Raw genomic sequence first — 23,591 nt, forward strand, 5'->3', positions numbered from 1 at the left:
CCCGGCAGGCAGCGCCCGCCGGGGCCACGCGACTCAGTCCTGGCTGACCGCGCCGATCTTGTGCAGCGACAGGTCGGCGCCGTAGTACTCCTGCTCCTGGGTCAGGCGCAAGCCGCAACAGGCCTTGATCGCGCCATACACCAGGAAGCCGCCGAGCAGCGCCACCAGCACGCCCAGGCCGGTGCCGATCAACTGGCTGGCCAGGCTGACTCCGCCCAGGCCGCCCAAGGCGCTCTGGCCGAAGATCCCGCAGGCGATACCGCCCCACACGCCGCACAGCCCGTGCAGTGGCCAGACACCCAGCACATCGTCGATCTTCCAGCGGGTCTGGGTCGCGATGAAGCACCAGACGAACAAGGCCCCGGCAATCGCGCCGGTGATCAAGGCGCCGACCGGATGCATCAGGTCGGACCCTGCACAGATCGCCACCAGACCAGCCAACGGTCCGTTGTGCAGGAAGCCCGGGTCGTTGCGGCCGACGATCAGCGCCGCCACGGTGCCGCCGACCATGGCCATCAGCGAGTTCACCGCCACCAGCCCGCTGACCGCCTGCAAGGTCTGCGCGCTCATCACGTTGAAGCCGAACCAGCCGACGATCAGGATCCACGACCCCAGCGCCAGGAACGGAATGCTCGATGGCGCGAACGCCACCAGCTTGCCGTCGCGGTAGCGGCCATTGCGCGCGCCGAGCAACAGCACCGCCGCCAGCGCCAGCCAGCCGCCCATGGCGTGCACCACCACGGAACCGGCGAAATCATGGAAGCCCGCGCCGAAGCTCGCCTGCAACCAGGCTTGCAGGCCGTAGTTGCCGTTCCACACCAGGCCTTCGAAGAAGGGATAGATGAAGGCCACGATCAGCGCTGTGGCGCAGAGCTGCGGGACGAACCGCGCCCGCTCGGCGATACCGCCGGAGATGATCGCCGGAATGGCCGCGGCGAACGTCAGCAGGAAGAAGAATTTCACCAGCCCATAACCGTGATCGGCACTGATCACCGTCGCCGGTTGCAGGAAGCTGACGCCGTAGGAGATCCAATAGCCTATAAAGAAATAGACCAGGGTCGAGACGGCGAAGTCGCTGAGGATCTTCGACAACGCATTGACCTGGTTCTTCTGGCGCACAGTGCCCACTTCGAGGAAGGCGAAGCCGGCATGCATGGCCAGGACCATGACCGCACCGATGAGGATGAACAGGGTGTTGGAGCCATGGACCAGAGTGTCCACGGCGCTTTGCAGATTTTCCATGGAATGGGCAGACCTGATGTCAGGAACAATCCCCGAGCCGCTCGAAGGTTTTGCACCAAATTGGCACCGAAGGTCCTGTCGACCCCTCGATTGCGACCCGTTTTGGCGCAGCGCTTGTTCGAAAAGGTGTGGCGCTCGAAGGCGTTTCCAAAAGTGTTGATTTTTTAGGGTAAGGTTTTGCCGCTCATGCGCCGCTTCCTGCGCGCTTTCGGCGCAACCACCCGTGTTTACGCACCAGGACACAGCAAAAGCTGTACCAGACAATTGCACTGAACCTTCGCGCAGGGCTCATACTCGAACCCTTCAGAACGCCACTAAGGAGATCACCATGGCCAGCAAAACCACCAAGACAGCGCAAGAAACACTGATGGCGGACTTTCAGGCACTGGTCAGCGACACGGAACGCCTGCTGGAACACACCGCCACCCTGGCCGGCGACCAGGCGGACGAATTGCGCACGCAGATTCACGACAGCCTGCTGCGGGCCCGTGAAACCCTGCAGTTGACCGAACAATCCCTGCGCGAACGCGGCCAGGCGGCGGTCACCGCCACCGAGGACTACGTCCAGAGCAACCCTTGGCAGGCCGTGGGCATCGCGGCCGGCGTGGGTTTCCTGATCGGTCTGCTGGCGACCCGGCGCTGATCATGGCTATCGATGAATCCGCTTCGTCCGTGGGCCAAGGCTCCTCACCGCGGCGCCTGGGCGCCGCTTTCCTGGGTTTGTTGCACAGCCATGTCGAACTGTTCGGCATCGAGTTGCAGGAACAGAAGGCCCGGACCGTCAGCCTGCTGCTGTTCGCCGGGCTGGCCCTGGTCTTTGCCCTGCTGCTGTTGGTAGGCCTGTCGGCCCTGGTGCTGATCCTGTTCTGGGACACCTATCGCCTGCCCGCCATCATCGGTCTGTGCCTCTTCTATACGCTGGCCGCGCTGTTCTGCGCCCTGCGCCTGAAGGCGGCGATTTTCGACGAGTCCTCGCCCTTCCACGCCACCCTCGAAGAATTGGCCAACGATCGGGAGCGCCTGCTGCCATGAGCCTGCCTGAAATCCCGCAAACCAATTCTCGACGTGAGATGCGCAAGGCGCTGATCCGCCTGCGCATGGAAATGCACCGCCAGGAAATCCGCCACGAATCCCGGCAATTGCTGCAACCCTTGCAGCGGGTCCGTGGCCTGGGGCAAAGCTGGCAACAGGGGTTCGGCATCAAGCATGCGCCGTTGTGGGGCGTGGCCGCCGTGACCCTGCTGGGTTTCCTCACCGGCAAGGGAGCCAGAAGCGGCAGTGTCAGAAGCTTCTCTCGGCTGGTGCGACTCAGCGCCGGCCTGTTGCCGCTGCTCAAGCTGATCATGCAAGGCTCGGCGAACAAACCCTGAGCGGCGCCATCTGGCTGCATTCTTGCAATCGCTCCAGGCACCAGCCCTGCCCCGACTTCTTGCGCGGGGCGGGGTTTGTCCTGTCTGGGACATAGCCACAGCCCCCTCGACCAAGGAGGTCCCGTGATCGCCGGGCAACCGCTCGCCTGCTTTCAACCCTTCATCGACACCGCCACCGGCCGGATCGCCGGGGTGGAGGCCCTGGGCCGCCTGCGCCAGGCGGACGGCCAATTGCTCTCGGTGGGCCCGCTGTTCAGCGACCCCAGGAGCTCCGCCACCGCCCTGCGGCGGCTCGACCGGCTGATTCGCGCCGACGCCCTGGGCCGCCTGCATGAAGCGCCGGCTGACTGGTTCCTGAGCATCAATATCTCGCCCCGCTGGATCAGCCGCCTGCGCATCGGCCAACCCTTGCCGAGCCTGCGGCAAGTGCAGCAGCACGGCGTCGATCCGCGGCGCCTGGTCTTCGAAATCACCGAGCTGGGCGGCAACAAACAGCGCCTGGGCGAGGTGGTGGCACGCTATCGCGAAGCCGGTGCGCGCATCGCCATCGACGACTTCGGCGCCGGCTACTCCCAGCTCGACCGGGTGCTGGCCCTGCAACCGGACATTCTCAAGCTCGACATGCGCCTGTTCCAGGCCGCGGCCCGTGGCGGCCCCAGCAGCGACGTGGTCCGGGCGCTGGCGCAGATGGCCGAGAAAACCGGCTGCCGGATCATCGCCGAAGGGGTCGAGAGCGAAACCGAACTCGACTTCGCCCTGGAATGCGGCGCGCGTTACGTGCAGGGATACCTGTTCGCCCGAGCCGAGCAGGCCTTCTTCGCCAGTGATGCCTTTGTCGCGCCGTTCGCCCGGCTGCGCGAACGTTATGTGCGCCGCAAGCTGGCCGAACGCGGGCGCCTGATGCAGATCCGCCAGCAACTGGCGCACCTGATGAACCAGCTGCAGGACTGGGCCCAGGCCCAGGCGCCGCTCGAACGCTTGCCGCGGGTGGAAACCTTTGCGCGGCTGCTGCGCTTCTATCAGTGCGACCGCCATGGCACGCAACTGACGCCGAACCTGGAATGGCGTGACAACCGCTGGCGGGCCGACCCGAGCTACCTTGGCCACAACTGGTCGTGGCGGCCGTACTTCCATCACCTGCTGGCCGAGGGCTGGGACGAGCGGCGACTGATCCTGTCGGACACCTACCGCGATGCCACCAGCAACCAGTACTGCCTGACCGCCGGGCAGTTCTTCGCCAACGGCCAGCGCCTGTTGCTGATCGATATCGACGCTGCCGGGCTATAACCCCCCCGATGCCCCGGCTGCGGACGGCCCCGTCGCCGGCGCCAGCCACTCGTTCCGCTTGCAGGCGCCGGCGCGAACCGGGAAGCTAGCCCATCAGTCATTCGACGGAGAGACCCCGCCTTGGATTGGCATACCCTGCTTACCCGCGAACGCCTCGGCAAACCGCTGCACAGCTCGGAAGAACTGGGCCGCAGCCCCTTCCACAAAGACCATGACCGCATCATTTTCTCCGGTGCCTTCCGCCGTCTGGGCCGCAAGACCCAGGTGCACCCGGTCTCGAGCAACGACCATATCCACACCCGCCTGACCCACTCCCTGGAAGTCAGCTGTGTCGGTCGTTCCCTGGGCATGCGGGTCGGCGAGACCATTCGCGACACCCTGCCCGACTGGTGCGAACCGAGCGACCTGGGCATGGTGGTGCAATCGGCCTGCCTGGCCCACGACATCGGCAACCCACCGTTCGGCCACTCCGGCGAAGACGCCATCCGCCACTGGTTCCAGCAAGCCGCCGGACGCGGCTGGCTGGACGCCATGAGCGAAAACGAGCGTAACGACTTTCTCAACTTCGAAGGCAACGCCCAGGGCTTCCGGGTGCTGACCCAACTGGAATATCACCAGTTCGACGGCGGCACACGGCTGACCTACGCCACCCTCGGCACCTACCTGAAGTACCCCTGGACCGCGCGCCATGCCGACTCCCTGGGCTACAAGAAACACAAGTTCGGCTGCTACCAGAGCGAGTTGCCGCTGCTCGAACAGATCGCCAGCAAGCTCGGCCTGCCCCAGCTCGAGGAGCAGCGCTGGGCGCGCCATCCGCTGGTGTACCTGATGGAAGCCGCCGACGACATCTGCTACGCGCTGATCGACCTCGAGGACGGCCTGGAAATGGAGCTGCTCGACTATGCCGAAGTCGAATCGCTGCTGCTCGGGCTGGTGGGCGACGACCTGCCGGAAACCTATCGCCAGCTCGGCCCGCGGGACTCGCGCCGACGCAAGCTGGCGATTCTGCGCGGCAAGGCCATCGAGCACCTGACCAACGCCGCCGCCCGGGCCTTCGTCGAACAGCAGGACGCCCTGCTCAGCGGCACCCTGCCGGGCGACCTGGTGGAACACATGCACGGTCCGGCCAAGCGCTGCGTGCTCAATGCCAAGGACATCGCGCGCAAGAAGATCTTCCAGGACAAGCGCAAGACCCTGCATGAGATCGGCGCCTACACCACCCTGGAAATTCTCCTCAACTCGTTCTGCGGCGCAGCGCTGGAACAGCACGGCGGACGCACGCCGTCGTTCAAGAACCGGCGGATTCTCGACCTGCTGGGCAACAACGCGCCGGATCCGAACGGCTCGCTGCACACCTCGTTCCTGCGCATGATCGATTTCATCGCCGGCATGACCGACAGCTACGCCAGCGAAATGGCCCGGGAAATGACCGGGCGTTCCAGCCCGCAATGAGCCGCCGTCGAACGGCCGCTTCGTCTATCGAGGTGGCCGTTCGAGCGTTTTTTTCACCGCTCGATAACTAAGGGATTCCCCTAGTCGCTGACCAGGCGATAACTGGGCAAACACCTTAGTTCAACTTATCAACCCCAGCACTTGGCCCGCGCCAGAGTGTCGCCAGCGCTCGACAAGTTCATCCGATATATCCGTCCCGGCAGCCACTAGAGTACTTGCTCTATAACTAATAATAGTGACCGACACATGCAGCCCGACGCACAACTCAACTAGCCAGAATTAAACGGACGGTTAACCAGACAACCAAACATCCTACCTTTACCTTTCGCTACATTTTCCCCTTCCCTGCCTCCACACCCCTGAAATACAAGGCCTTCGTCGGCTTCCAACGCTTACAAATTACGTACAAACCCACTTTGACGTTTCCGCTATCTTTCAGACAAGTCTTATTCACTACCAGATAATTCCTATGCAAACTGCCGAAAAATCGGCACGAAACAAATAGCAAGCAAACTAACAAACCCCACTGAAACTTCAATCTCGTCAGTTGGCCCAACTGCCATTTTCAAAATAATTTCATCTTTCGCTGTAACAAAGAACGCCCCCAGGACTCAAGCGTAAAAATGGAAGTGATTACACGGAGAACATCCGTGTCGACCCGTTGTTCCTGCACTTCCTCGTCCGTTGCCACTAATTAAGGATGTCGAGTGCCTTACACGTCCTCCCGTCACCCCAGCTGTCACCCCGGCCTGCGCCGCTGGCTGCTGCTCTCGTTGCTGGCCGGCGCCCTGCCGGTGGCCGCCGCCGATATGCCGCAACCGGGGCAGGAAGCCCTGCGCCTGCAGCAACAGCAACAGCGCGACCTGCAACAACTGCAACTGGAACAACGCCAGCGCCAGTTGCAACGCGGCAGCTTCGGGGCACCGGCGGTCACGCCCGCCGAGGCGGCGCCCCATCGCGAGGATGAACACTGCTGGGCCCTGAGCGGCACGCGGCTCGCCGGCGTCACGCTGTTCAAGAAAGATTGGCTGAACCGCCAGCTCGAACCCTATATCGCGCCCTGCATGGGCGTGAACGGCATCAACCGCCTGCTGGCGCAGATCACCCGGATCTATGTGGACGCCGGCTACATCGCCAGCCGCCCCTACCTGAGCAGCGCGCCCGCCGACGGCCATTCGCTGGATATCGTGATCGACGAAGGTTATGTCGAGGCCGTCGAGCTGGCCGACCAGAGCCTGCCGGTTTCCCTGGCCGGCGCTTTCCCCGGGATGCTCGGCAAGCCGCTGAACCTGCGCGACCTGGAACAGGGCCTGGACCAGCTCAACCGCCTGCGTTCGGTGGACCTGACGGCCGATATCGCCCCCGGCAGCCAGCCCGGGGCCTCGCGGATCGTCCTGCGTCCACGGGGCAACGCCGCCTCGCGCTGGGCGCTGGGGCTGGGTGTGGATAACCTCGGCAGCGCCAGCACCGGGCGCGACCGCAACGCCATCAACCTTGGCTTCGACAGTCCGCTGGAGCTCAACGACGCCCTCAACCTGAATTTCAGCGACACGCTCAATCACGGCCCGCGCTACAGCCGCAGCGCCAGCGTCTTCTACTCGATCCCCTACGGCTACTGGACCTACAGCCTGTTCGCCAGCCATGCCGAGTACCGCGCGCCGTTCAAACTCAGCAGCACCACGCTCTACAACAGTGGCCGCACCGACCTGTTCAGCCTGCGGGCCGACCGTGTGCTGTGGCGCGACCAGGGGCACCAGTTGAGCGCCAACCTGCAACTGGCCCACAAGGATGTCGACAGCTACCTGCAGAAGGTCCGCCTGGGGATCCAGAGCCCGACCCTGACCGTGGCCGAGGCCGGGCTCAACCTGTTCTGGCTCGACAGCGCGGTGTGGAACCTGGATATCAACTACGCCCAGGGCCTGACCTGGTTCGGCGCCGACCGCGACTCGCAACAGGTGCAGAAAAACCTGCCGCAGGCGCAGTTCCACAAGTACCGCGCCAACCTCAGCCAATGGCGCAACGGGCGCTTGGGCAACCAGCCGTGGCAATGGCAGAGCCAGCTGTCGTTGCAGTACAGCCCCGATCCGCTGCCGGCCATCGAACAGCTGCTGGGCACCGACGACTCCGCGGTGCGCGGCTACCGCGAGAACAGTGCCTCGGGCGCCATCGGCGCGATCTGGCGCAACACCCTGCGCCTGCCGTTGCAGAACGATGCGCCCGTCAAGCTGACCCCACGCCTGGCCTTCGACCACGGACGCATCAAGGCACAGGAAGGCGCCGCCAGCGAGCGCCTGAGCAGCGCCAGCATCGGCCTGAACCTGAGCTGGAAGAACCTGCAGGTCGACGTCGACTACCAGCGCAGCCTGGAAACCCCGCAACGCTTTCACCGCGAACCCGCCGCCTGGCTGACCCGCCTGAGCCTGCAGATCTGAGGACCTTCGAATCGTGCATCAGCCTGAAAAAAACCGCCGAGCCTGAGCCTGCCAGCCGCGCTGCAACGCACAGCGCGCATCGCCACTCGGCCCACACATAGAGAGACTCCCATGCCCGACAACAGCTCCCTGTTCCACCTGTCCCCCAGGGGCAGATTGCGCCTGGTCATCGCCAGCCTGCTGCTGGTTTCCCATCTGCCGCACGCGCTAGCCAACGGCATCGTCGTGCCCCAGGGGCCGGGGGCCCTGCCGCAACTGCAAAACCAGAACGGCGTACCCATCGTCAACATCGTCGCGCCCAACGGCGACGGGCTCTCCCATAACCAGTTCCTCGACTACAACGTCGACCGCCAGGGCGTGGTGCTGAACAACGCCTTGCAGAATGGCATCTCGCAACTGGCCGGCCAGCTGGCCGCCAACCCGCAATTCCATGGCCAGGACGCCAGCGTGATCCTCAACGAGGTGATCGGCCGCAACGCCTCGGCGATCAACGGTGCCCAGGAAATCTTCGGCCGCCCCGCCGACTATGTACTGGCCAACCCCAACGGCATCTCGGTCAATGGCGGCAGCTTCATCAACACGCCGAACGCCAGCCTGCTGGTGGGCCGCCCCGAGTTCGACAACGACAAACTGCAAGCCCTGAGCACGCGCGACGCCAAGGGCCAGCTGACGATCCAGGACCAGGGCCTGATCAATAAAAAAGGCAGCATCAACCTGATCGCGCCGCGCATCGACAGCCAGGGCGCCCTTACCGCCGGCGAGCAACTGAACCTCGTCGTCGGGCGCAACCGTGTCGACCCGGCTGGAAGCCGCGTGCTCAGCACCGACCCGGCCGGCAACGCCGACAAACTCGCCCCTCAGGAGCAACGCATCGACGCCAGGCTGTTCGGCGCCATGCAGGCCGGGCGCATCAATATTGTCAGCACCGCCGAGGGCGCCGGCGTGCGCGTTGGCGCGGTGCAGGTCAAGGGCACCCAAGGGGTGGATATCGCCTCCGCCGGCGACCTGCACATCAGCGGCCAGGCCAAGGCCGACAGCCTCGACGCCATCCGTGCCGGCGTACACAGCGAACAGGGCGACGTGCAGTTGCGCAGCGGCCGCGACCTGACCCTCGCCGCCAGCGATGTCAGCGCCCGCGACATCAAGCTCGACGCCGGACGCAACCTCACCCTGAGCGCCATCGAAAGCCGCAAGCTCCAGGAAAAGCGCGAGCAGTGGAGCAACAGCACCATAGGCATCACCTGGGAAACCTACGACCGTACCCTGACCGACAGTGACAGCCGCCAGCACGGCAACCGGCTGACCGCGAGCCGCGATGCCGAGCTCAAGGCCCGCGCCAACGCCGAACTCAAGGCCAGCCAGATCAAGGCCGGCAACAACCTGAGCGTCGACAGCAAGGCCGACCTGAGCCTGACCGCCGCCACCGAAACCCACGAACAACGCGACCAGGGCCGGCATCGCAAGCACCTGTGGAAAGCCGACTGGGACAAGTCCAGCACTGAGCAACGCAGCGTCACCAGCCAGCTGGAAGCCGGCGGCAATCTGCAATTGAGCAGCCGCAAGCAGGTGCAATTGCAGGGAGCCGAACTGGCCAGCGGCGGCGACACCGAACTGACCGGGCAGCAGGTGGACATCACCAGCGCCAGCCGCACCCAGAGCCACAGCGACAAGTCCTATTCCGGCGACCTGGTCGGCGGCAGCTTCTTCGGCAAGAACGGCGACGGCGACCAGGGCAAGACCCTGAACAAGGGCAGCAAGGTCAACGCCAAGGGCGACCTGATCGTCAAGGCCGACGAAGTACGCATCAGCGGCAGCCAGGCCCGTGGCGGCACGAAAGCCGAAGTGATCAGCAACAAAGGCTCGCTGACCATCGACGGCGTGCAGGACCGCTCCCACGACAACCGCTACAGCAACGACAGCAAGTTCTTCGGCATCGCCAAGGACGAAAACCGGCAGAACCGCAAAGACAGCACCACCGTCACCAGCGACCTGCGCTCGGACAGCAACCTCACGCTCAAGAGCGCCAAGGACATCGCCATCAGCGGCGCCCAGGTGGCCGCGACCGGCAAACTCAAGGCCGAGGCCAAGGGCGACATCAAGGTCGACTCGGCGCAAAACACCTCGCAGAGCGAAACCACCACCCACACCCGCGGCTTCGACGCCTACGCCAAGGAGAACGCCCCGGGCACCCGGCAATACCGCGCCGGCGTGCGCTACGAAGACCAGCAGCAGACCGTCAAGACCGATAACACCCGGCAGCAGGCCTCGAGCCTCAGCGGCGGCAGCCTGGAAGTCGCCGCCGAAGGCAACCTGAGCGTCAAGGGCGGCAAGCTGGAAGCCACCCGCGGCGATGCCAGCCTCAGCGGCCAGCAGGTCGAGCTGCTGGCCGATCATGACAGCACGAGCAAAGACACCGACACCCGCACTACCGGCGGCGGCTTCTACTACACCGGCGGCCTGGACCGCGCCGGCAGCGGCGCGGAGTTCGCCCACAGCAGCAGCCAGGACAGCGACAAGAGCAGCACCGCCCACACCACCGGCATCAACGCCAGCGGCAACCTGACCATCACCGCCGGCAACAAACTGGTGACCGAGGGCGCCCAGGTCAAGGCCGGCGACCAGCTTCAGGTCAAGGCCGAACAGGTCGACAACCGTGCGGCGCATAACACTCAATCCAGCAGCCACAAGGACAACACCTGGACCGCCGATGTCGGCGCCAACGTCGAATACAAGGGCCTTACCCGCCCGGTGGAAAAAGCCATCGAAGGCGTGGCCCAGCGCAAGTTCCATCAGCCGGGCCTGCTCGACGCCCTGGAGCCGGGCAACGTCGGCCTGGACGTGGAAGTCGGCCACCAGAACAAACAAAGCATCGAGCAAGGCAGCACCGCCGTGGTCAGCCAGTTCAAGGGCGGCCAGGTCAAGGTCGATGTGAGCGGCCAGTTGCAGGACGAAGGCAGCCGCTACGAAGCCACCCAGGGTGCGCTGGACATCGACGCCGGCAACCATCTGGCCAAGGCCGCCAGCAATACCCACAGCAGCAGCGAACAGGCGCTGGACGCCAAGGCCGGCGTGCGGGTCTACACCACCACGGGCGAGGACCTGAACGTGCGCGCCAGCGGCGCCGGTGGCAGCAGCGACATCCGTAGCGACAGCAGCCAGGCGGTGGTCGGCAGCTATACCGGCAAACAGGGCGTGGACATCAATCTGCGCGGCGATGGCCAGTACGAAGGCAGCCGTTTCGATGGCGGCGAGGCCGGCGTCAAGCTGCACAGCGGTGGCGAACTGGCGCTGAACCAGGCCAATGACCGCCAGACCAGCAGCACCTCCAGCCTGCGCGGCGATGCCGCGCTCACCGTCGGCAGCGCACCGGGCGCCAATGGCAAGAACCTCAACCTCGGCGCCGGCCTGCAACTGGACCACAAGCGCCTGGACCAACAAGACAGCCAGGCGCACGTCGCGACCATCCAGGGCAAGGGCCCGATCGAGCTGTCCAGCGGCGGCGACCTGATCCTCCAGGGCACCACCATCGGCAGCCAGACCGCCAAGACCGGCGACATCACCCTGGACGCCGGCGGCAAGCTCGACCTGCAGGCCGCCGTCGACACCCACGCCAGCCAGGGCAGCAACCTCGGTGGCGGCCTGACCGCCGGCGCCAGCAAGACCAGCAGCGAGCAGAGCAGCGGCAAGAGCGCCAACCTGAGCGCCAACTTCAACATCGGCCGGGTTGCCGAGCAGGACCGGAGCCAGACCGGCGGGCAACTGCACAGCAACGGCCAGGTCCGCCTGGCCAGCGCTTCCGCCAGCAACACTGCGCTGCACTTGCAGGGCACCCAGGTCGAGGCCGCGGGCGTCACCCTCAGTGCCGAGAAGGGCGGGATCCTCCAGGAGTCCGCGCAATCCACCCAGGCCCACAACAACTGGGGCCTGACCCTGGGCGCCGGCGGCAACGGCGGCAAGACCACCCGCGCCGATGCCGGCGAACACGACTCGCCGAAAACCGATCGCGGGATCCATGCCCGGGCCAAGATCGACGTCGAGCAACTGGCCAGCGAGCTCCAGCACAACAGCCTGATCAAGGCCGACCAGGTGACGCTGATCAGCGGCGCCGATACCCGCCTGGCAGGCGCGCGCATCGACGCCACCCGGCTCGACGGGCAGATCGGCGGCGCGCTCGACATCGAAAGCCGCAAGGACCGGATCAGCAGCACCACGGTCAACCTCGACGCCCGCCTGGACGCCGAGAAGAACCAGCCGGGGGTGGTCGACAAACTGACCCGCCAGACCGGGCCGCTCAAGGACAAGCTACAGGCCAAGGCCGAAGGCAGTTTCGACAAGCACCGCGGGAAACTGGAAAACGTCGTCGACAAAGGCAGCGAACGCCTGGTAGCGGCCAAGGACAACCTGGTGGACAAGGCCCAGACCGCCAAGGAACGCCTGGGCGAGAAGTTCACCCGCAGCGGCAGCTATGACGTCAACCCGGAACCCAAGGGCGCTTTCGGCCGTGGCGTCGACAAGGCCAAGGGTTACCTCGCCGACAAGACCGAAGCCCTGGGCGATCGCCTCTCCGGGCTCAAGCAGCGGGTCTGGCCGAAAACCAGCGACAGCTACGCGGTCAGCGAGAAGACCACGCCCGGAGCCAAAGTGGCCAACACCGCCGAAGGCGTGCTGTTCGGCGACAAGAGCGGCAACACCTCCTACACCCCGACCCTGAACCTGAACGTCAGCCGGCAGAGCAAGGACAGCGTGGCCCAGGCTTCGGGCATCAGCGCCAGCCAGGGTGTGAACCTGCGCGTGTCCGGCGACACCCACCTGAGCGGCGCGCGGATCAGCGCCAGCGAAGGCCGGGTCGATCTCGGCGGCTCGACCGTCACCAGCACTGCGCTGGCCGGCTCGGACTACCGCGCCGACGTGGGCCTGAATGTATCGAAATCGCCACTCAACCTGGCCCTAGGGGCCAAGGACGAGCTGACCCGCAAACAGGACGACGCGACCCGCCAGGATCAATCGTCCAACCTCGGCCTGCTGCGCACCGGCGGTCATAACGACAGCCAGCTGTTGCAGGCCGGCATCGATCAAAAGACGCCATGAGGTAACGCGTCGTGAAGCAAGGCCCTCACGTACCCTGCGTGTCGTGAGGGCGCAACCCCCCGGTAAAGGCTGCCCTGCGCAACGGGGCAGCCTTTATCGCTTCCAGGGAAAGTGCATCAAGGGCTCAACATCTGCTTACCCTTTACATCGCTGGATACTCATTCCTACTTCAAACTGAAAAACCGTTGTAATCCGATACCGTCTTTCATGTAAGAACTGCCTTATTGTCCCCATACTCGCCTTAACCCGCATATATCCACCCCCTGCCCTGCGCTAAGGTCCAGCCTGAAGTTTATTCACACGGGTTTGACCATGAGTTCTGTTTTCATTATCGACGACCATCCTGTAATTCGACTGGCCATCCGCATGTTGCTGGAACATGAGGGTTATAAGATCGTCGGCGAAACCGATAATGGCGTCGATGCCTTGCAGATGGTCCGCGACAGCATGCCCGACCTGATCGTGCTCGACATCAGCATCCCCAAGCTCGACGGGCTGGAACTGCTGTTGCGCTTCGCGGCGCTGGACAAGTCCCTGCGGGTGCTGGTGCTGACGGCGCAATCGCCGGCCCTGTTCGCCGCGCGCTGCATGCAGGCCGGGGCTTGCGGCTATGTATGCAAACAGGAGGACCTGAGCGAAGTGCTCAGCGCCATGAAGGCCGTGCTGTGCGGATACAACTACTTCCCCAGCCATGCCTTGCAGAAACCCCGTCCGGATAAAACGTCGAACAGCGAACTGAATCGCCTGATGTTGCTCAGTGATCGGGAACTCATGGTGTTGCAACTTTTTGCCAAGGGCAGCACCAGCACACAAATAGCCAACAGCATCTTTCTCAGTGGCAAGACCGTCAGCACTTATAAAAAAAGAATCATGCATAAACTTCACGCCCATTCCATGGCAGAACTTATCGAACTGGCACAACGTCACGAACTGGTATGAGCAACAGGATATTCCAATACATTCCTTATTACGGATCGCTGCTGAGCCTAATACTTTCGGCGGGGCTGTTTTGCGGCCCGCTCGCCGCCGGGCAAATCCTGTTCGCCGGCCTATCGCTGCTGGCATCCCTCGGCACAATCGCCTGGTTGCACCGGCGCCTGCTCCGCCAGCGACAGGTCGCGCTGGGCCTCGAGGAACAGCTCGAACGGCTGCAAGGCTGGTTCGAGGGCATGCCTCATCCGGCCTTTCTGCGCGATCGCCAGGGCGTGCTGCAACAGTGCAACGCCAGCTACCTGGAACACTTCGCCACGCAGCGCGCCGACGTCATCGGCCAGAGCGTACTGCAGGGGCCGCTGGAGGATCCGGAACAAGCCCGGGAGTATCACGCCGACTATATGCGGGTGATCGCCCAGGAGCAGGCGCTGCAGCTTGAGCGGCCGCTGCGCGTCAACGGGCGGGAACTCACCGTGCGGCACTGGGTGGCGCCCTGCCGGGATTCGCGCGGACAGGTCCGGGGCATTGTCGGTGGCTGGGTCGACATCACCCGGCAGCGGCAACACGCCGACCGCCTCGAAGCCGCCAGGCAACAGGCGGAAGCGGCCAGCCAGGCAAAAACGGCGTTCCTGGCCAGCACCGGCCACGAACTGCGCAGCCCGGCGAAGGCCTTGGCAGGGCTGCTGGAGCAGGTCCTGCAAGGCGCCGCGGACCCGCCGGCGCAACAACCGCTGCTCGCAAGGGCTTATCGTACGGTCCGGCAGATGCAGGTCCTGATCGACGATACCCTGGACACCGCTCGCGTCGAATCGGGACGCCTGGCGCTGACGCCCGAATGGCTGGACCCGCAGCGGCTGGTCGAAGCCATCCTCGGCGAATTCGCCGACCAGGCCCGGGAGAAAAACCTCAAGCTGCTGCCGGCCTTCTCCTGCGACGCCGAGCCCCTCGAGGTGCTGCTCGATCCGCGGCGCTTCAGACAGATTCTCGGCCACCTGCTGAGCAATGCGATCCGGTTCACCGAGCAGGGGCAGATCAAGGTCCGGCTCGACCTGCAGCGCGCCACGCCACAACAGCTGCAACTGACGCTACGGGTGACCGACAGTGGTATCGGCATCGACGAGCAGGCGCCAGCGCAATTGGGCGAGCCCAGCGGCGAGGCCAACCCGCTGCCGAAACCCGAGGGGCCGGGGCCAGGACTGGGGCTGCGCCTCTGTCGCCACCTCTGCGAACTCATGCAAGGCACCCTGCATCTGGCCAGCCAACCGGGGATAGGTACGGAAGCCCGGGTGCAGTTGCCACTGGCCTGCCGGCCTCGACGAACGCCTGCAGCCCCCGCCGAGCCCCCCACTGCTCGCGCAGCCGATACCTCGCACGGCCTGATCGACGGCCAGCCGGCGAACCTGGGCCAGCCGCCGGCCGACCTGCAAGCGCAGCCCTGGCACAACGCATTCAGCCTGAAGGCGCTGCACAGCCTGTCCCGGGGCAAACCGCAGTTCCGCCTGCGGATCCTCAACGAGCTGCTGCGTTGCAGCTATCGGGATCGCCAGCAACTGCGCGAACTGTGCGACGCCCCCTCGATCCCGGCGCTGGCGGAGCTCGCCCACAAGATCAAGGGCTCGGCCCTGATGGTCCAGGCCAGGGCACTCGAAGCGCATTGCGCGGCCCTCGAACGGGCCTGCCAGGAAGAAGCGGACCTGCCCGATCTGCTGCAGCACGGCAGTGCCCTGGAACAGGCCATGCTGATGTTCGAGCGCGCCCTGGCGTGGCAACTGGAACAGCCGGACAGCCCGGGGACATCCTGACCACCGGCCGGTGCGGCGCTTCATGCACGGGCGACTTGTCAGAAAAATATCAAAAGGCCACTATCCTTTCCCTCGGTCCGGCCCCTCCCCGCCAACCGCCGTCCGGCAGTGGCCGACAGCGTCCCACGGACCGTGCGCCCAGGCACGATGCACCTGCCTTAACTATGCTGAAACGTTGAATTGCGCATCACGCGCCCCTGGAGAGAGCTGCAATGCCGAGCACGCTGCCGTTCGAAAAACGCCGATTCCCTCTCCATGTGCATATCAGCGTGATGTTCACCTGCCTGCTCCTGCTGACCGGCATCGTGCTGGGCATTTTCAACTATCAGCAAACCACCCGCATCATCCTCTCCAGCAGCGAAAAACTGTTCCAGCGCATCGAGCAGGACGTGCAGCTGGACTTGAAAGCCACCTACGAACCGATCCGCCACTTGCTCAGCCTGCTGGTGGACAACCCCGCCGTGCACGGCGCCGACCTCGACCAACGACTGGCGCTGCTCGAGCCTTTCGCGCAGTCGCTCAAGGACAACACCGAGCTGGCGTCCCTCTATGTCGGGTATGCCAACGGTGATTTCTTCATGGTCCGGCCCCTGCGCACCCAGTCCCTGAAAGTCGCTCGCCAGGCCCCCGAGGCCGCGGCCTATGAGGTCTGGAGCATCGAGCGCCACCACGGCAGCGGCCAGGCGCATTCGCAATCGCTGTTCTATGACGCCAGCCTCGCCCTCCTCGGCCGCCGCGACAACACCGCGGAAACCTACGATCCGACGGCCCGCAACTGGTTTGCCGACGCCCAGGCCGGAACCGACCAGATCACCACGCAGCCCTATGTGTTTTTCTCCACCCGCAACGTCGGCACCACCCTCGCCCGACGCAGCGACGCTGGCGCGGTCATGGGCGCCGACCTGACCCTGGAACAACTGTCGGCCACCCTGGCCAAGCACCGGGTCACGCCCAGCACCGAGATCGCCCTGGTGGATGGCGACGGCAATGCGGTGGCCTACCCCGATGCCCGCCGCCTGATCGTCGAGGCCCAGAGTGCCCGGCTGATCCGCGCCAACGACCTGAACCCGGCGCTCGACGCGTTGCTCCAGGGCAAGGCCCGGGGCAATCGTCTGCGGCTCGCGGAGCGCCAGTGGATCGTTGCCAGCAGCCATCTGCAGGAAGGCGGCCCGCAGGGGTTGCAACTGGCACTGCTGGTGCCCGAGGACGAGTTGCTGGTGGATGCCTATCGCCTGCGCTGGCAAGGGGCGCTGATCACCCTGGGCATTCTGTTGCTGTGCCTGCCGCTCGGCTGGTTGACCTCGCGCGCGCTGGTCAGGCCGTTGCGCGCCCTGGTGCAGGAAGCCGACGCCATCCGCAGCTTCGACTTCGACTACCCCTTGACCCGTCGCTCGCCCGTGCTGGAAGTCGACCAGTTGAGCCTGTCGATGGCGCGCATGAAGGACACCCTCGCCAGCTTTTTCGAGATCACCGCCAGCCTGTCCGCGGAAACCCGCTTCGAACCGCTGCTGGAACGGGTGCTGTCCGAAACCGTGAAGATCGGCCAGGCCCAGGCCGGGCTGATCTACCTGCGGGAAAACGAAGGCACGGGCCTGGAGCCCTACGGCCTGATCGTCGCCGATGAGGTTCGCGACCTGCGGGCATTCGACATCCAGGCCCGGGATCCCCGGGACGACACCGGCCCGGACTGGCTGCGCCAATTGAGCGACAGCGAGAACGTGGTCACCACCCTGGGGTTCGAGCAGGCCGCCGACCTGCAAAGCGTGCTGCTGGCGATGAACTGCCCCAGCGTGCACCTGATCGGCATCCGCCTGCACAATCGCCACGACGAAACCGTCGGCATCCTCGTCCTGCTCCTGGCCGACAGCGGCCAGGAGCAGGACCTGGACAAGCTGCGCCCGGACCGCATCGCGTTCCTGCAGGCGGTTTCCGGCGCCGCGGCGGTGAGCATCGAAAGCCAGCGCCTGCAGAACCGGCAAAAGCAATTGCTCGACTCGTTCATCCAGTTGCTGGCCGGCGCGATCGATGCCAAGAGCCCCTACACCGGCGGACATTGCCAGCGAGTCCCGGCCCTGACCCTGATGCTCGCCCAGGCCGCGGCGGCCAGCCAGAAACCGGCGTTCAGCGCCTACCACCCCACCGAGGACGAATGGGAGGCGCTGCACATCGCCGCCTGGCTACACGACTGCGGCAAGGTCACCACCCCCGAATACGTGGTGGACAAGGCCACCAAGCTGGAAACCCTGAATGACCGCATCCACGAGGTCCGCACCCGCTTCGAGGTGCTCAAGCGCGATGTCTGGATCGACTATTGGCAGGCGCGCGCCGAGGGTGGCGACGAACCGTCCCTGGCGGCGGCCCGCGACGCCGAGCTGGCCGCGCTGGACGACGACTTCGCCTTTATCGCTCGCTGCAACCTGGGCGGCGAGACCATGGCCGAGGCCGACCTGCAACGGCTGGACCGGGTGGCCCGGCGGACCTGGAGCCGGACGCTGGACGATCGCCTGGGCGTGTCCTGGGAAGAAAACCGCCGCCAGGAACGCACGCCCGCGCCGACCTTGCCCGTCACTGAACAGCTGCTGGCCGACAAGCCCGAACACCTGATCCAGCGCGACCCCGCCGAACTGATCCCGGAGGACAACCCCTGGGGCTTCAAGCTCGATGTGCCGGCCTGCAAGTACAACCGCGGCGAGCTGTACAACCTGAGCATCAGCCGGGGCACCCTGACCCGCGAAGAGCGCTACGTGATCAACCATCACATGGTGCAGACCATCCTGATGCTCAGCCGCCTGCCCTTCCCCAGCCACTTGAACACCATCGCCGAGATCGCCGGCGGCCACCACGAGAAAATGGACGGCACCGGCTACCCCAAAAAACTGAAGCGCGAGCAGATGAGCCTGCCGGCGCGGATGATCGCCATCGCCGATATCTTCGAAGCGCTGACGGCCGCGGACCGCCCCTACAAGAAGGGCAAGACCCTGAGCGAAGCGCTGGGCATCATGGCGACCATGTGCCGCAGTGCCCATATCGATCCGGAGCTGTTCGAGCTGTTTATCCAGAGCAGGATCTACCAGCAGTACGCCGAGCGGTTCATGGAACCGCAGCAGATCGATGAAATAGACCCCGAGGGCTTGCTGGACAAGGCCGGGCTCAGGGTCTGAAGGGGTTCAGCAAGCGCTCAGGCGCAGGAAGATCGCCGCCAGCCGTTCGATGCCGGCCTGGTCTTCGAGGGTGAACCGGGCCAGCTTCGGGCTGTCCAGGTCCAGCACGCCGATCAGCCGGCCGTCCTTGACCAGCGGCACCACCAACTCGCTGTTGGACGCACTGTCGCAGGCGATATGCCCGGGGAACGCATGCACATCCTCGACCCGCTGGGTCTGCCGACTCGCCGCGGCCGCCCCGCACACGCCACGCCCGAAGGGAATGCGCACGCAGGCGATCTGGCCCTGGAACGGCCCGAGCACCAGTTCCTCGTTGCGGTTGAGGTAGAAACCGGCCCAGTTCAGGTCGTCCAGCTGGTTGAAGAGGAACGCCGAGAACTGCGCCGCGTTGGCGATGAAATCGCGCTCGTCGGCCAGCAGCGACTCCAGCTGGGCGCACAGCAAGGCATAGCCGTCCAGGCCCTTGCCCGTGTTCTGCAGATCGATCATGGTTTTTGCTCCAGCAACTGCAAGCCGACCCAGTAGCGGGCGAACTGATACGCGCAACGACCGTTGCGATTGCCGCGGCCGGTGGCCCAGCGCACGGCGAGGATGTCCAGGGCTTCGTCCCGTTGCCATTGCAGGCCGGCCTTTTTCCCCAACTCGCCGATCCAGTGTTCGACCACGTTCAGGTAATGCTCCTGGGTGAATGGATAGAACGACAGCCACAGGCCAAAACGGTCCGACAGGGCAATCTTGTCTTCCACCGCCTCGCTCGGGTGCAGCTCGCCGTCGACGCGCTTCCAGTTCTCGTTGTCGCTTTCCTTCTCGGGCACCAGGTGCCGGCGGTTCGACGTGGCGTACAGCAGCACGTTATCCGGCGCCTGCTCCAGCGAACCGTCGAGCACGCTCTTGAGCACCCGGTAGTCGCCCTCGCCCGACTCGAACGACAGGTCGTCGCAGAACAGCACGAAGCGCTGCGGCAGCTTGATCAGTTGCTCCACCACCCGCGGCAGGTCGGCCAGGTGATCGCGTTCGATTTCGATCAGGCGCAGGCCCTGCCCGGCGTATTCGGCCAGCAGCGCCCGGACCAGGGACGATTTGCCGGTGCCGCGCGAACCCCACAGCAAGGCGTGGTTGGCCGGCAGGCCGTCGAGAAACTGCCGGGTATTGCGCCCCAGTTGCTCGCGCTGGTTATCGACGCCGATCAGGTCGGACAGGCGCATATCCAGGCTGACCTCCAGCGGCAGCAGAAAACCGCTGCGGCCTTCGCGCTGCCAGCGCGCGGCCAGGCACCGGGTCCAGTCGATGTCTTGTCGCGGCGTGGGCAGCAACGGCTCGATACGCGCCAGAACCGCATCGGCGCGTTCAAGAAAAGCATTCAATCGAGATTCCACGACTTCTCCTCGGGCAGGTTCACGGTAATGATGTCGCACTCAGACGAAACGACCCTCGATGCGTCCGGTCTACCGCAAGCGAACGGCGCCGGTCCGTGCCGGCCCGTACTGATGATCAGCTATGCTTGCCCAGCGAAGGGAAACGGAAATTGGCTCGACACCCCATGGACATCAAATTCACCAACCGCCTGTCTTACAAGCAAGCCAGGCTCACCGTGCTGGTCGGTTTTGTCCTGGCGACGGCGCTCAGTCTGGTGCAGATCGGCATCGATTATGCCAGTGAAGACGCCTCCATCAACCGTGAAATCAACGCCCTCCTGGAAATCAGCCACAATCCGGCCTCGCGTATCGCCTACAACATCGATGCCGAACTCGCCCAGGAACTCACCCTCGGGCTGCTGCGCTCGCCCGCGATCATCGGCGCCCGGCTGATCGACAACAACGACACCCTGCTGGCCAATGTCTCCCGGCCGCCCCAGCAAAGCCCCTACCGGATGCTCAGCGACTTCCTGTTCGGCGCCAAGCGCGAGTTCCAGGACCGTCTGTACCTCGACCACCTGCCCTCCGAATCCCTCGGCGTGCTGCACCTGGAAGTCGACACCTATGCGTTCGGCAGCCGCTTCCTGCGCCGCGCCGAGATCACCCTGCTCAATGGTTTCGTCCGCAGCCTGATCCTGACCGGGCTACTCCTGGCGCTGTTCTACGTGATGCTGACCAAGCCCCTGGTCGGGGTCATCCGCGAACTCAGCGGGCGCGATCCGCGCAGCCCCGACCAGCCGCGGCTGGACTTCCCGCCCAACCACGAACAGGACGAGATCGGGGTGCTGGTCAAGGTCGCCAACCAGCAGTTCGACAACATGGCCACCGAAATCCAGCAGCGACGCAACGCCGAGAACCGCCTGACCGATTACCTCGGTCAGCTGGAAAACATCGTTTCGGCGCGCACCACCGAGCTCAAGGCGATCAACGACCGCCTGAGCCAGTCCAACGAAGAGCTGGAAATCGCCCGTAGCACCGCCCTCGACATGGCCCAGGCGCGGGCCGCGTTCCTGGCCAACATGAGCCATGAGATCCGCACGCCGCTCAACGGCCTGCTGGGCATGATCGCCCTGTCGCTGGACAGCCCGCTGAACGCCGAGCAGCGCCAACAGCTGTCCATCGCCCACGACTCGGGCAAGGTGCTGGTGGAATTGCTCAACGATATTCTCGACATGTCCAAGTTCGACGCCGGCCAGTTGGAACTGGAGCGCATCCCCTTCGATCTCGGGGTGCTGGTGGAAGACACCGCCAACCTGCTGTCGCAGAATGCGGCGCCGAGCGTCGAGCTGGCCTGCCTGATCGCGCCGGACTTCCCGGCGCTGGTGCTCGGCGACCCCACGCGCGTGCGGCAGATCGTCAGCAACCTGCTGTCCAACGCCCTCAAGTTCACCCGCTTCGGCCGGGTCGATGTGCGCCTGCGCGCACTCGACGACGGGGTCAGGATCGAGGTCTGCGACACCGGCATCGGTATCGCCCGCGAGGCCCAGGTGAAAATCTTCCAGCCCTATACCCAGGCGGGCGCCGGGATCACCCGGCAATACGGCGGCACCGGCCTGGGCCTGGCGCTCACCTACAACCTCTGCGAGGCCATGCAGGGCCGGCTAAGCATCAGCTCGGAAGTCGGCTTCGGCAGCCAGTTCTGCGCCGACCTGCCGCTGCCCTGCCATGCCCCCGCCGTCGCCCCGCCGCCCCTGCGCGGCCAGGTGCTGGCCATTACCGCCGAAAGCAGCGGCCTGGCTGAATTGCTGAGCGTGCAGTTGCCGGCCTGGGGGCTGGAATACCGGCGCTTCGACCTCGGCGAATCACTGGTCGGGCTCACGCCGGACCTGCTGATCACCGACTGCCCCGAGTGCCTGTTCGGCCTGCGCCCGACCCTGGCCGCGCCGATCCTGCTGGTCACCGCCTATGGCAGCTTCCTGCCCAGCGAAGAAGCCAGCGCCCTGGCGCCCCTGCAGCAACAGGCCCGGCCGCTGGCGCGCAACGCCCTGTACCAGACCCTGCGCCGGGCCCTGTCGGCCGAGACCGCGGTGATCAACGAGGCCCAGCTGGAAACCCTGGCCCCTCAGCGACGCGCCTTCATCCTGCTGGTGGAAGACAACCCAGTGAACCAGCTGGTGGCCAAAGGCATGTTGAGCAAACTGGGCTGCGAAGTGACGGTCGCCTCCCAAGGCGCGGAAGCCCTGGACGTGCTGGAGCACCAACATTTCGACCTGGTCCTGATGGACTGCAACATGCCGGTGATGGACGGCTACGAGGCCAGCCGGCAGATCCGCCGCAGCGGCCGCTGGCCGGACCTGCCAATCGTGGCCCTGACCGCCAATGCCATGCCCGAAGAGCGCGAACGCTGCCGGGCCGCGGGGATGAACGACTACCTGGCCAAGCCCTTCCGCCGGGAAGAACTGATCGCCCTGCTGGAGCTCTGGGTGCCGATTACGACAGCGCTTTGATCTGGGCCAGCAGGCGGTCCAGGCCATCGCGCAACTCATTCAAGCCATCGAGATCGACACCGCTGTCGCACAACAGCGCCGCCTTGAGTGGCGGCACCCGATCGCGCAGGGCCAGGCCGGCCGGCGTCAGGCTCAGGTGCACCTCGCGCTCGTCGCGCAACGAGCGCTGGCGCTGTACCCAGTGCAATTGTTCCAGGCGCTTGAGCAGCGGCGTCAGGGTGCCGGAGTCCAGCGCCAGGCGTTCCCCCAGCGCCTTGACCGTCGGCAGCTCGGGCGGGGTGGCCTGCCATTCCCAGAGCACCAGCATCACCAGGTACTGCGGATAGGTCAGCCCCAACTGATCGAGCATCGGCTTGTAGCCGCGCACCACGGCCCGCGAGGCGGCGTACAGCTTGAAGCACAGCTGACTGTCGAGTTTCAGCGAATCGGCGGACAAGTCGGTCATTTGAGCAGGGCTTCGATCTCGCGAGTCAGGTCCTGAGGCTTGGTGGCCGGGGCAAAACGCTTGACCAGCGAGCCGTCCTTGCCGATCAGGAACTTGGTGAAGTTCCACTTGATGCCCTGGGAACCCAGGACACCCGGTGCGCGTTTTTTCAGTTGCACGAACAGTGGGTGCGCCCCGGCGCCGTTGACCTCGATCTTCTTGAACAGCGGGAAGCTGACCCCGTAGTTCAGCTCGCAGAACTCGGAAATCGCCCCTTCGTTGCCCGGCTCCTGCTTGCCGAACTGGTTGCAGGGAAAGCCCAGGACCACCAGACCCTGGTCCTTGTAGGTCTGCCACAGTTCTTCCAGGCCCTTGTACTGCGGGGTGAAACCGCACTTGCTCGCGGTGTTGACCACCAGCACCGCCTTGCCGGCGAAGTCGGCCAGGGTTTTCTGCTCGCCCTTGATGGTAGTGCACGGAATGTTCAGCAGGGTATCGCTCATGGCACGGACTCCAGATCTGAGGTGCGCTAAAAATA

16 protein-coding genes are annotated in these 23,591 nt (G+C 65.1%); 11 read left to right on the top strand and 5 right to left on the bottom strand.

All coding sequences use genetic code 11. The features are described 5' to 3' along the window. Positions 1 to 33: 33 nt before the first annotated feature. The gene (locus tag TO66_RS22180) at positions 34 to 1,242 is read right to left on the bottom strand and encodes an ammonium transporter (protein ID WP_044464279.1); all 1,209 of its coding nucleotides are present in this window, start codon (positions 1,240 to 1,242) and stop codon (positions 34 to 36) included. 328 nt (positions 1,243 to 1,570) lie between these two features. On the opposite strand from TO66_RS22180, the gene TO66_RS22185 reads away from it, so the two are divergent. The 10 genes from TO66_RS22185 to TO66_RS22230 all read left to right on the top strand — a co-directional run bounded on the left by TO66_RS22185 (position 1,571) and on the right by TO66_RS22230 (position 18,767). Further along, positions 1,571 to 1,885 carry a YqjD family protein gene (locus tag TO66_RS22185; RefSeq protein WP_025805463.1) on the top strand — a complete coding sequence of 105 codons (315 nt, stop codon included), beginning with the start codon at positions 1,571 to 1,573 and terminating at the stop codon, positions 1,883 to 1,885. 2 nt (positions 1,886 to 1,887) lie between these two features. Next, on the top strand, positions 1,888 to 2,274 hold the full coding sequence (locus TO66_RS22190; protein ID WP_044464280.1) for a phage holin family protein: 387 nt from the start codon (positions 1,888 to 1,890) through the stop codon (positions 2,272 to 2,274). Further along, a complete protein-coding gene (locus TO66_RS22195; protein ID WP_044464281.1) occupies positions 2,271 to 2,612 on the top strand; it encodes a hypothetical protein in 342 nt (113 codons plus the stop codon). The genes TO66_RS22190 and TO66_RS22195 overlap by 4 nt, the downstream gene beginning before the upstream one ends. Before the next feature lie 123 nt (positions 2,613 to 2,735). Beyond that, on the top strand, positions 2,736 to 3,899 hold the full coding sequence (locus TO66_RS22200) for an EAL domain-containing protein (RefSeq protein ID WP_044464282.1): 1,164 nt from the start codon (positions 2,736 to 2,738) through the stop codon (positions 3,897 to 3,899). Positions 3,900 to 4,019: 120 nt separating this feature from the next. Next, on the top strand, positions 4,020 to 5,351 hold the full coding sequence (locus TO66_RS22205; protein ID WP_044464283.1) for a deoxyguanosinetriphosphate triphosphohydrolase: 1,332 nt from the start codon (positions 4,020 to 4,022) through the stop codon (positions 5,349 to 5,351). Positions 5,352 to 6,058: 707 nt separating this feature from the next. Beyond that, the gene (locus TO66_RS22210) at positions 6,059 to 7,783 is read left to right on the top strand and encodes a ShlB/FhaC/HecB family hemolysin secretion/activation protein (RefSeq protein WP_082061134.1); all 1,725 of its coding nucleotides are present in this window, start codon (positions 6,059 to 6,061) and stop codon (positions 7,781 to 7,783) included. A gap of 111 nt (positions 7,784 to 7,894) precedes the next feature. Further along, positions 7,895 to 12,871 carry a hemagglutinin repeat-containing protein gene (locus TO66_RS22215; RefSeq protein ID WP_044464284.1) on the top strand — a complete coding sequence of 1,659 codons (4,977 nt, stop codon included), beginning with the start codon at positions 7,895 to 7,897 and terminating at the stop codon, positions 12,869 to 12,871. Between the two features lie 312 nt (positions 12,872 to 13,183). Then, the gene (locus tag TO66_RS22220; protein WP_044464285.1) at positions 13,184 to 13,810 is read left to right on the top strand and encodes a response regulator transcription factor; all 627 of its coding nucleotides are present in this window, start codon (positions 13,184 to 13,186) and stop codon (positions 13,808 to 13,810) included. Then, on the top strand, positions 13,807 to 15,606 hold the full coding sequence (locus tag TO66_RS22225) for an ATP-binding protein (protein ID WP_256241085.1): 1,800 nt from the start codon (positions 13,807 to 13,809) through the stop codon (positions 15,604 to 15,606). The genes TO66_RS22220 and TO66_RS22225 overlap by 4 nt, the downstream gene beginning before the upstream one ends. Positions 15,607 to 15,818: 212 nt before the next feature. After that, the gene (locus TO66_RS22230; protein ID WP_044464286.1) at positions 15,819 to 18,767 is read left to right on the top strand and encodes an HD domain-containing phosphohydrolase; all 2,949 of its coding nucleotides are present in this window, start codon (positions 15,819 to 15,821) and stop codon (positions 18,765 to 18,767) included. A 6-nt stretch (positions 18,768 to 18,773) separates the two neighbouring features. Here TO66_RS22230 and TO66_RS22235 read toward each other — a convergent pair whose 3' ends face one another. Beyond that, the gene (locus TO66_RS22235) at positions 18,774 to 19,256 is read right to left on the bottom strand and encodes a GAF domain-containing protein (protein ID WP_044464287.1); all 483 of its coding nucleotides are present in this window, start codon (positions 19,254 to 19,256) and stop codon (positions 18,774 to 18,776) included. Next, on the bottom strand, positions 19,253 to 20,143 hold the full coding sequence (locus tag TO66_RS22240; protein ID WP_044464288.1) for an ATP-binding protein: 891 nt from the start codon (positions 20,141 to 20,143) through the stop codon (positions 19,253 to 19,255). The genes TO66_RS22235 and TO66_RS22240 overlap by 4 nt, the downstream gene beginning before the upstream one ends. Before the next feature lie 164 nt (positions 20,144 to 20,307). On the opposite strand from TO66_RS22240, the gene TO66_RS22245 reads away from it, so the two are divergent. After that, positions 20,308 to 22,629, top strand: a complete 2,322-nt coding sequence (locus tag TO66_RS22245; RefSeq protein WP_044464289.1) for a response regulator — start codon at positions 20,308 to 20,310, stop codon at positions 22,627 to 22,629. Here the strand turns inward: TO66_RS22245 and TO66_RS22250 are convergent. Both TO66_RS22250 and TO66_RS22255 read right to left on the bottom strand, forming a co-directional pair. Next, positions 22,613 to 23,074: a MarR family winged helix-turn-helix transcriptional regulator gene (locus TO66_RS22250; protein ID WP_044464290.1), complete on the bottom strand. Its 462-nt coding sequence runs from the start codon at positions 23,072 to 23,074 to the stop codon at positions 22,613 to 22,615. The two genes, TO66_RS22245 and TO66_RS22250, sit on opposite strands and share 17 nt — an antisense overlap. Continuing rightward, positions 23,071 to 23,556 carry a glutathione peroxidase gene (locus TO66_RS22255; protein WP_044464291.1) on the bottom strand — a complete coding sequence of 162 codons (486 nt, stop codon included), beginning with the start codon at positions 23,554 to 23,556 and terminating at the stop codon, positions 23,071 to 23,073. The genes TO66_RS22250 and TO66_RS22255 overlap by 4 nt, the downstream gene beginning before the upstream one ends. Positions 23,557 to 23,591: the final 35 nt, after the last annotated feature.

It is taken from the genome of Pseudomonas sp. MRSN 12121, from assembly GCF_000931465.1.
GTDB lineage: Bacteria > Pseudomonadota > Gammaproteobacteria > Pseudomonadales > Pseudomonadaceae > Aquipseudomonas.

Coding starts and splice junctions, on each gene's coding strand:
- TO66_RS22250 (WP_044464290.1), bottom strand. CDS start 23,074: ATGACCGACTTGTCCGCCGATTCGCTGAAACTCGACAGTCAGCTGTGC.
- TO66_RS22195 (WP_044464281.1), top strand. CDS start 2,271: ATGAGCCTGCCTGAAATCCCGCAAACCAATTCTCGACGTGAGATGCGC.
- TO66_RS22220 (WP_044464285.1), top strand. CDS start 13,184: ATGAGTTCTGTTTTCATTATCGACGACCATCCTGTAATTCGACTGGCC.
- TO66_RS22255 (WP_044464291.1), bottom strand. CDS start 23,556: ATGAGCGATACCCTGCTGAACATTCCGTGCACTACCATCAAGGGCGAG.
- TO66_RS22185 (WP_025805463.1), top strand. CDS start 1,571: ATGGCCAGCAAAACCACCAAGACAGCGCAAGAAACACTGATGGCGGAC.
- TO66_RS22225 (WP_256241085.1), top strand. CDS start 13,807: ATGAGCAACAGGATATTCCAATACATTCCTTATTACGGATCGCTGCTG.
- TO66_RS22230 (WP_044464286.1), top strand. CDS start 15,819: ATGCCGAGCACGCTGCCGTTCGAAAAACGCCGATTCCCTCTCCATGTG.
- TO66_RS22215 (WP_044464284.1), top strand. CDS start 7,895: ATGCCCGACAACAGCTCCCTGTTCCACCTGTCCCCCAGGGGCAGATTG.
- TO66_RS22245 (WP_044464289.1), top strand. CDS start 20,308: ATGGACATCAAATTCACCAACCGCCTGTCTTACAAGCAAGCCAGGCTC.
- TO66_RS22180 (WP_044464279.1), bottom strand. CDS start 1,242: ATGGAAAATCTGCAAAGCGCCGTGGACACTCTGGTCCATGGCTCCAAC.
- TO66_RS22190 (WP_044464280.1), top strand. CDS start 1,888: ATGGCTATCGATGAATCCGCTTCGTCCGTGGGCCAAGGCTCCTCACCG.
- TO66_RS22235 (WP_044464287.1), bottom strand. CDS start 19,256: ATGATCGATCTGCAGAACACGGGCAAGGGCCTGGACGGCTATGCCTTG.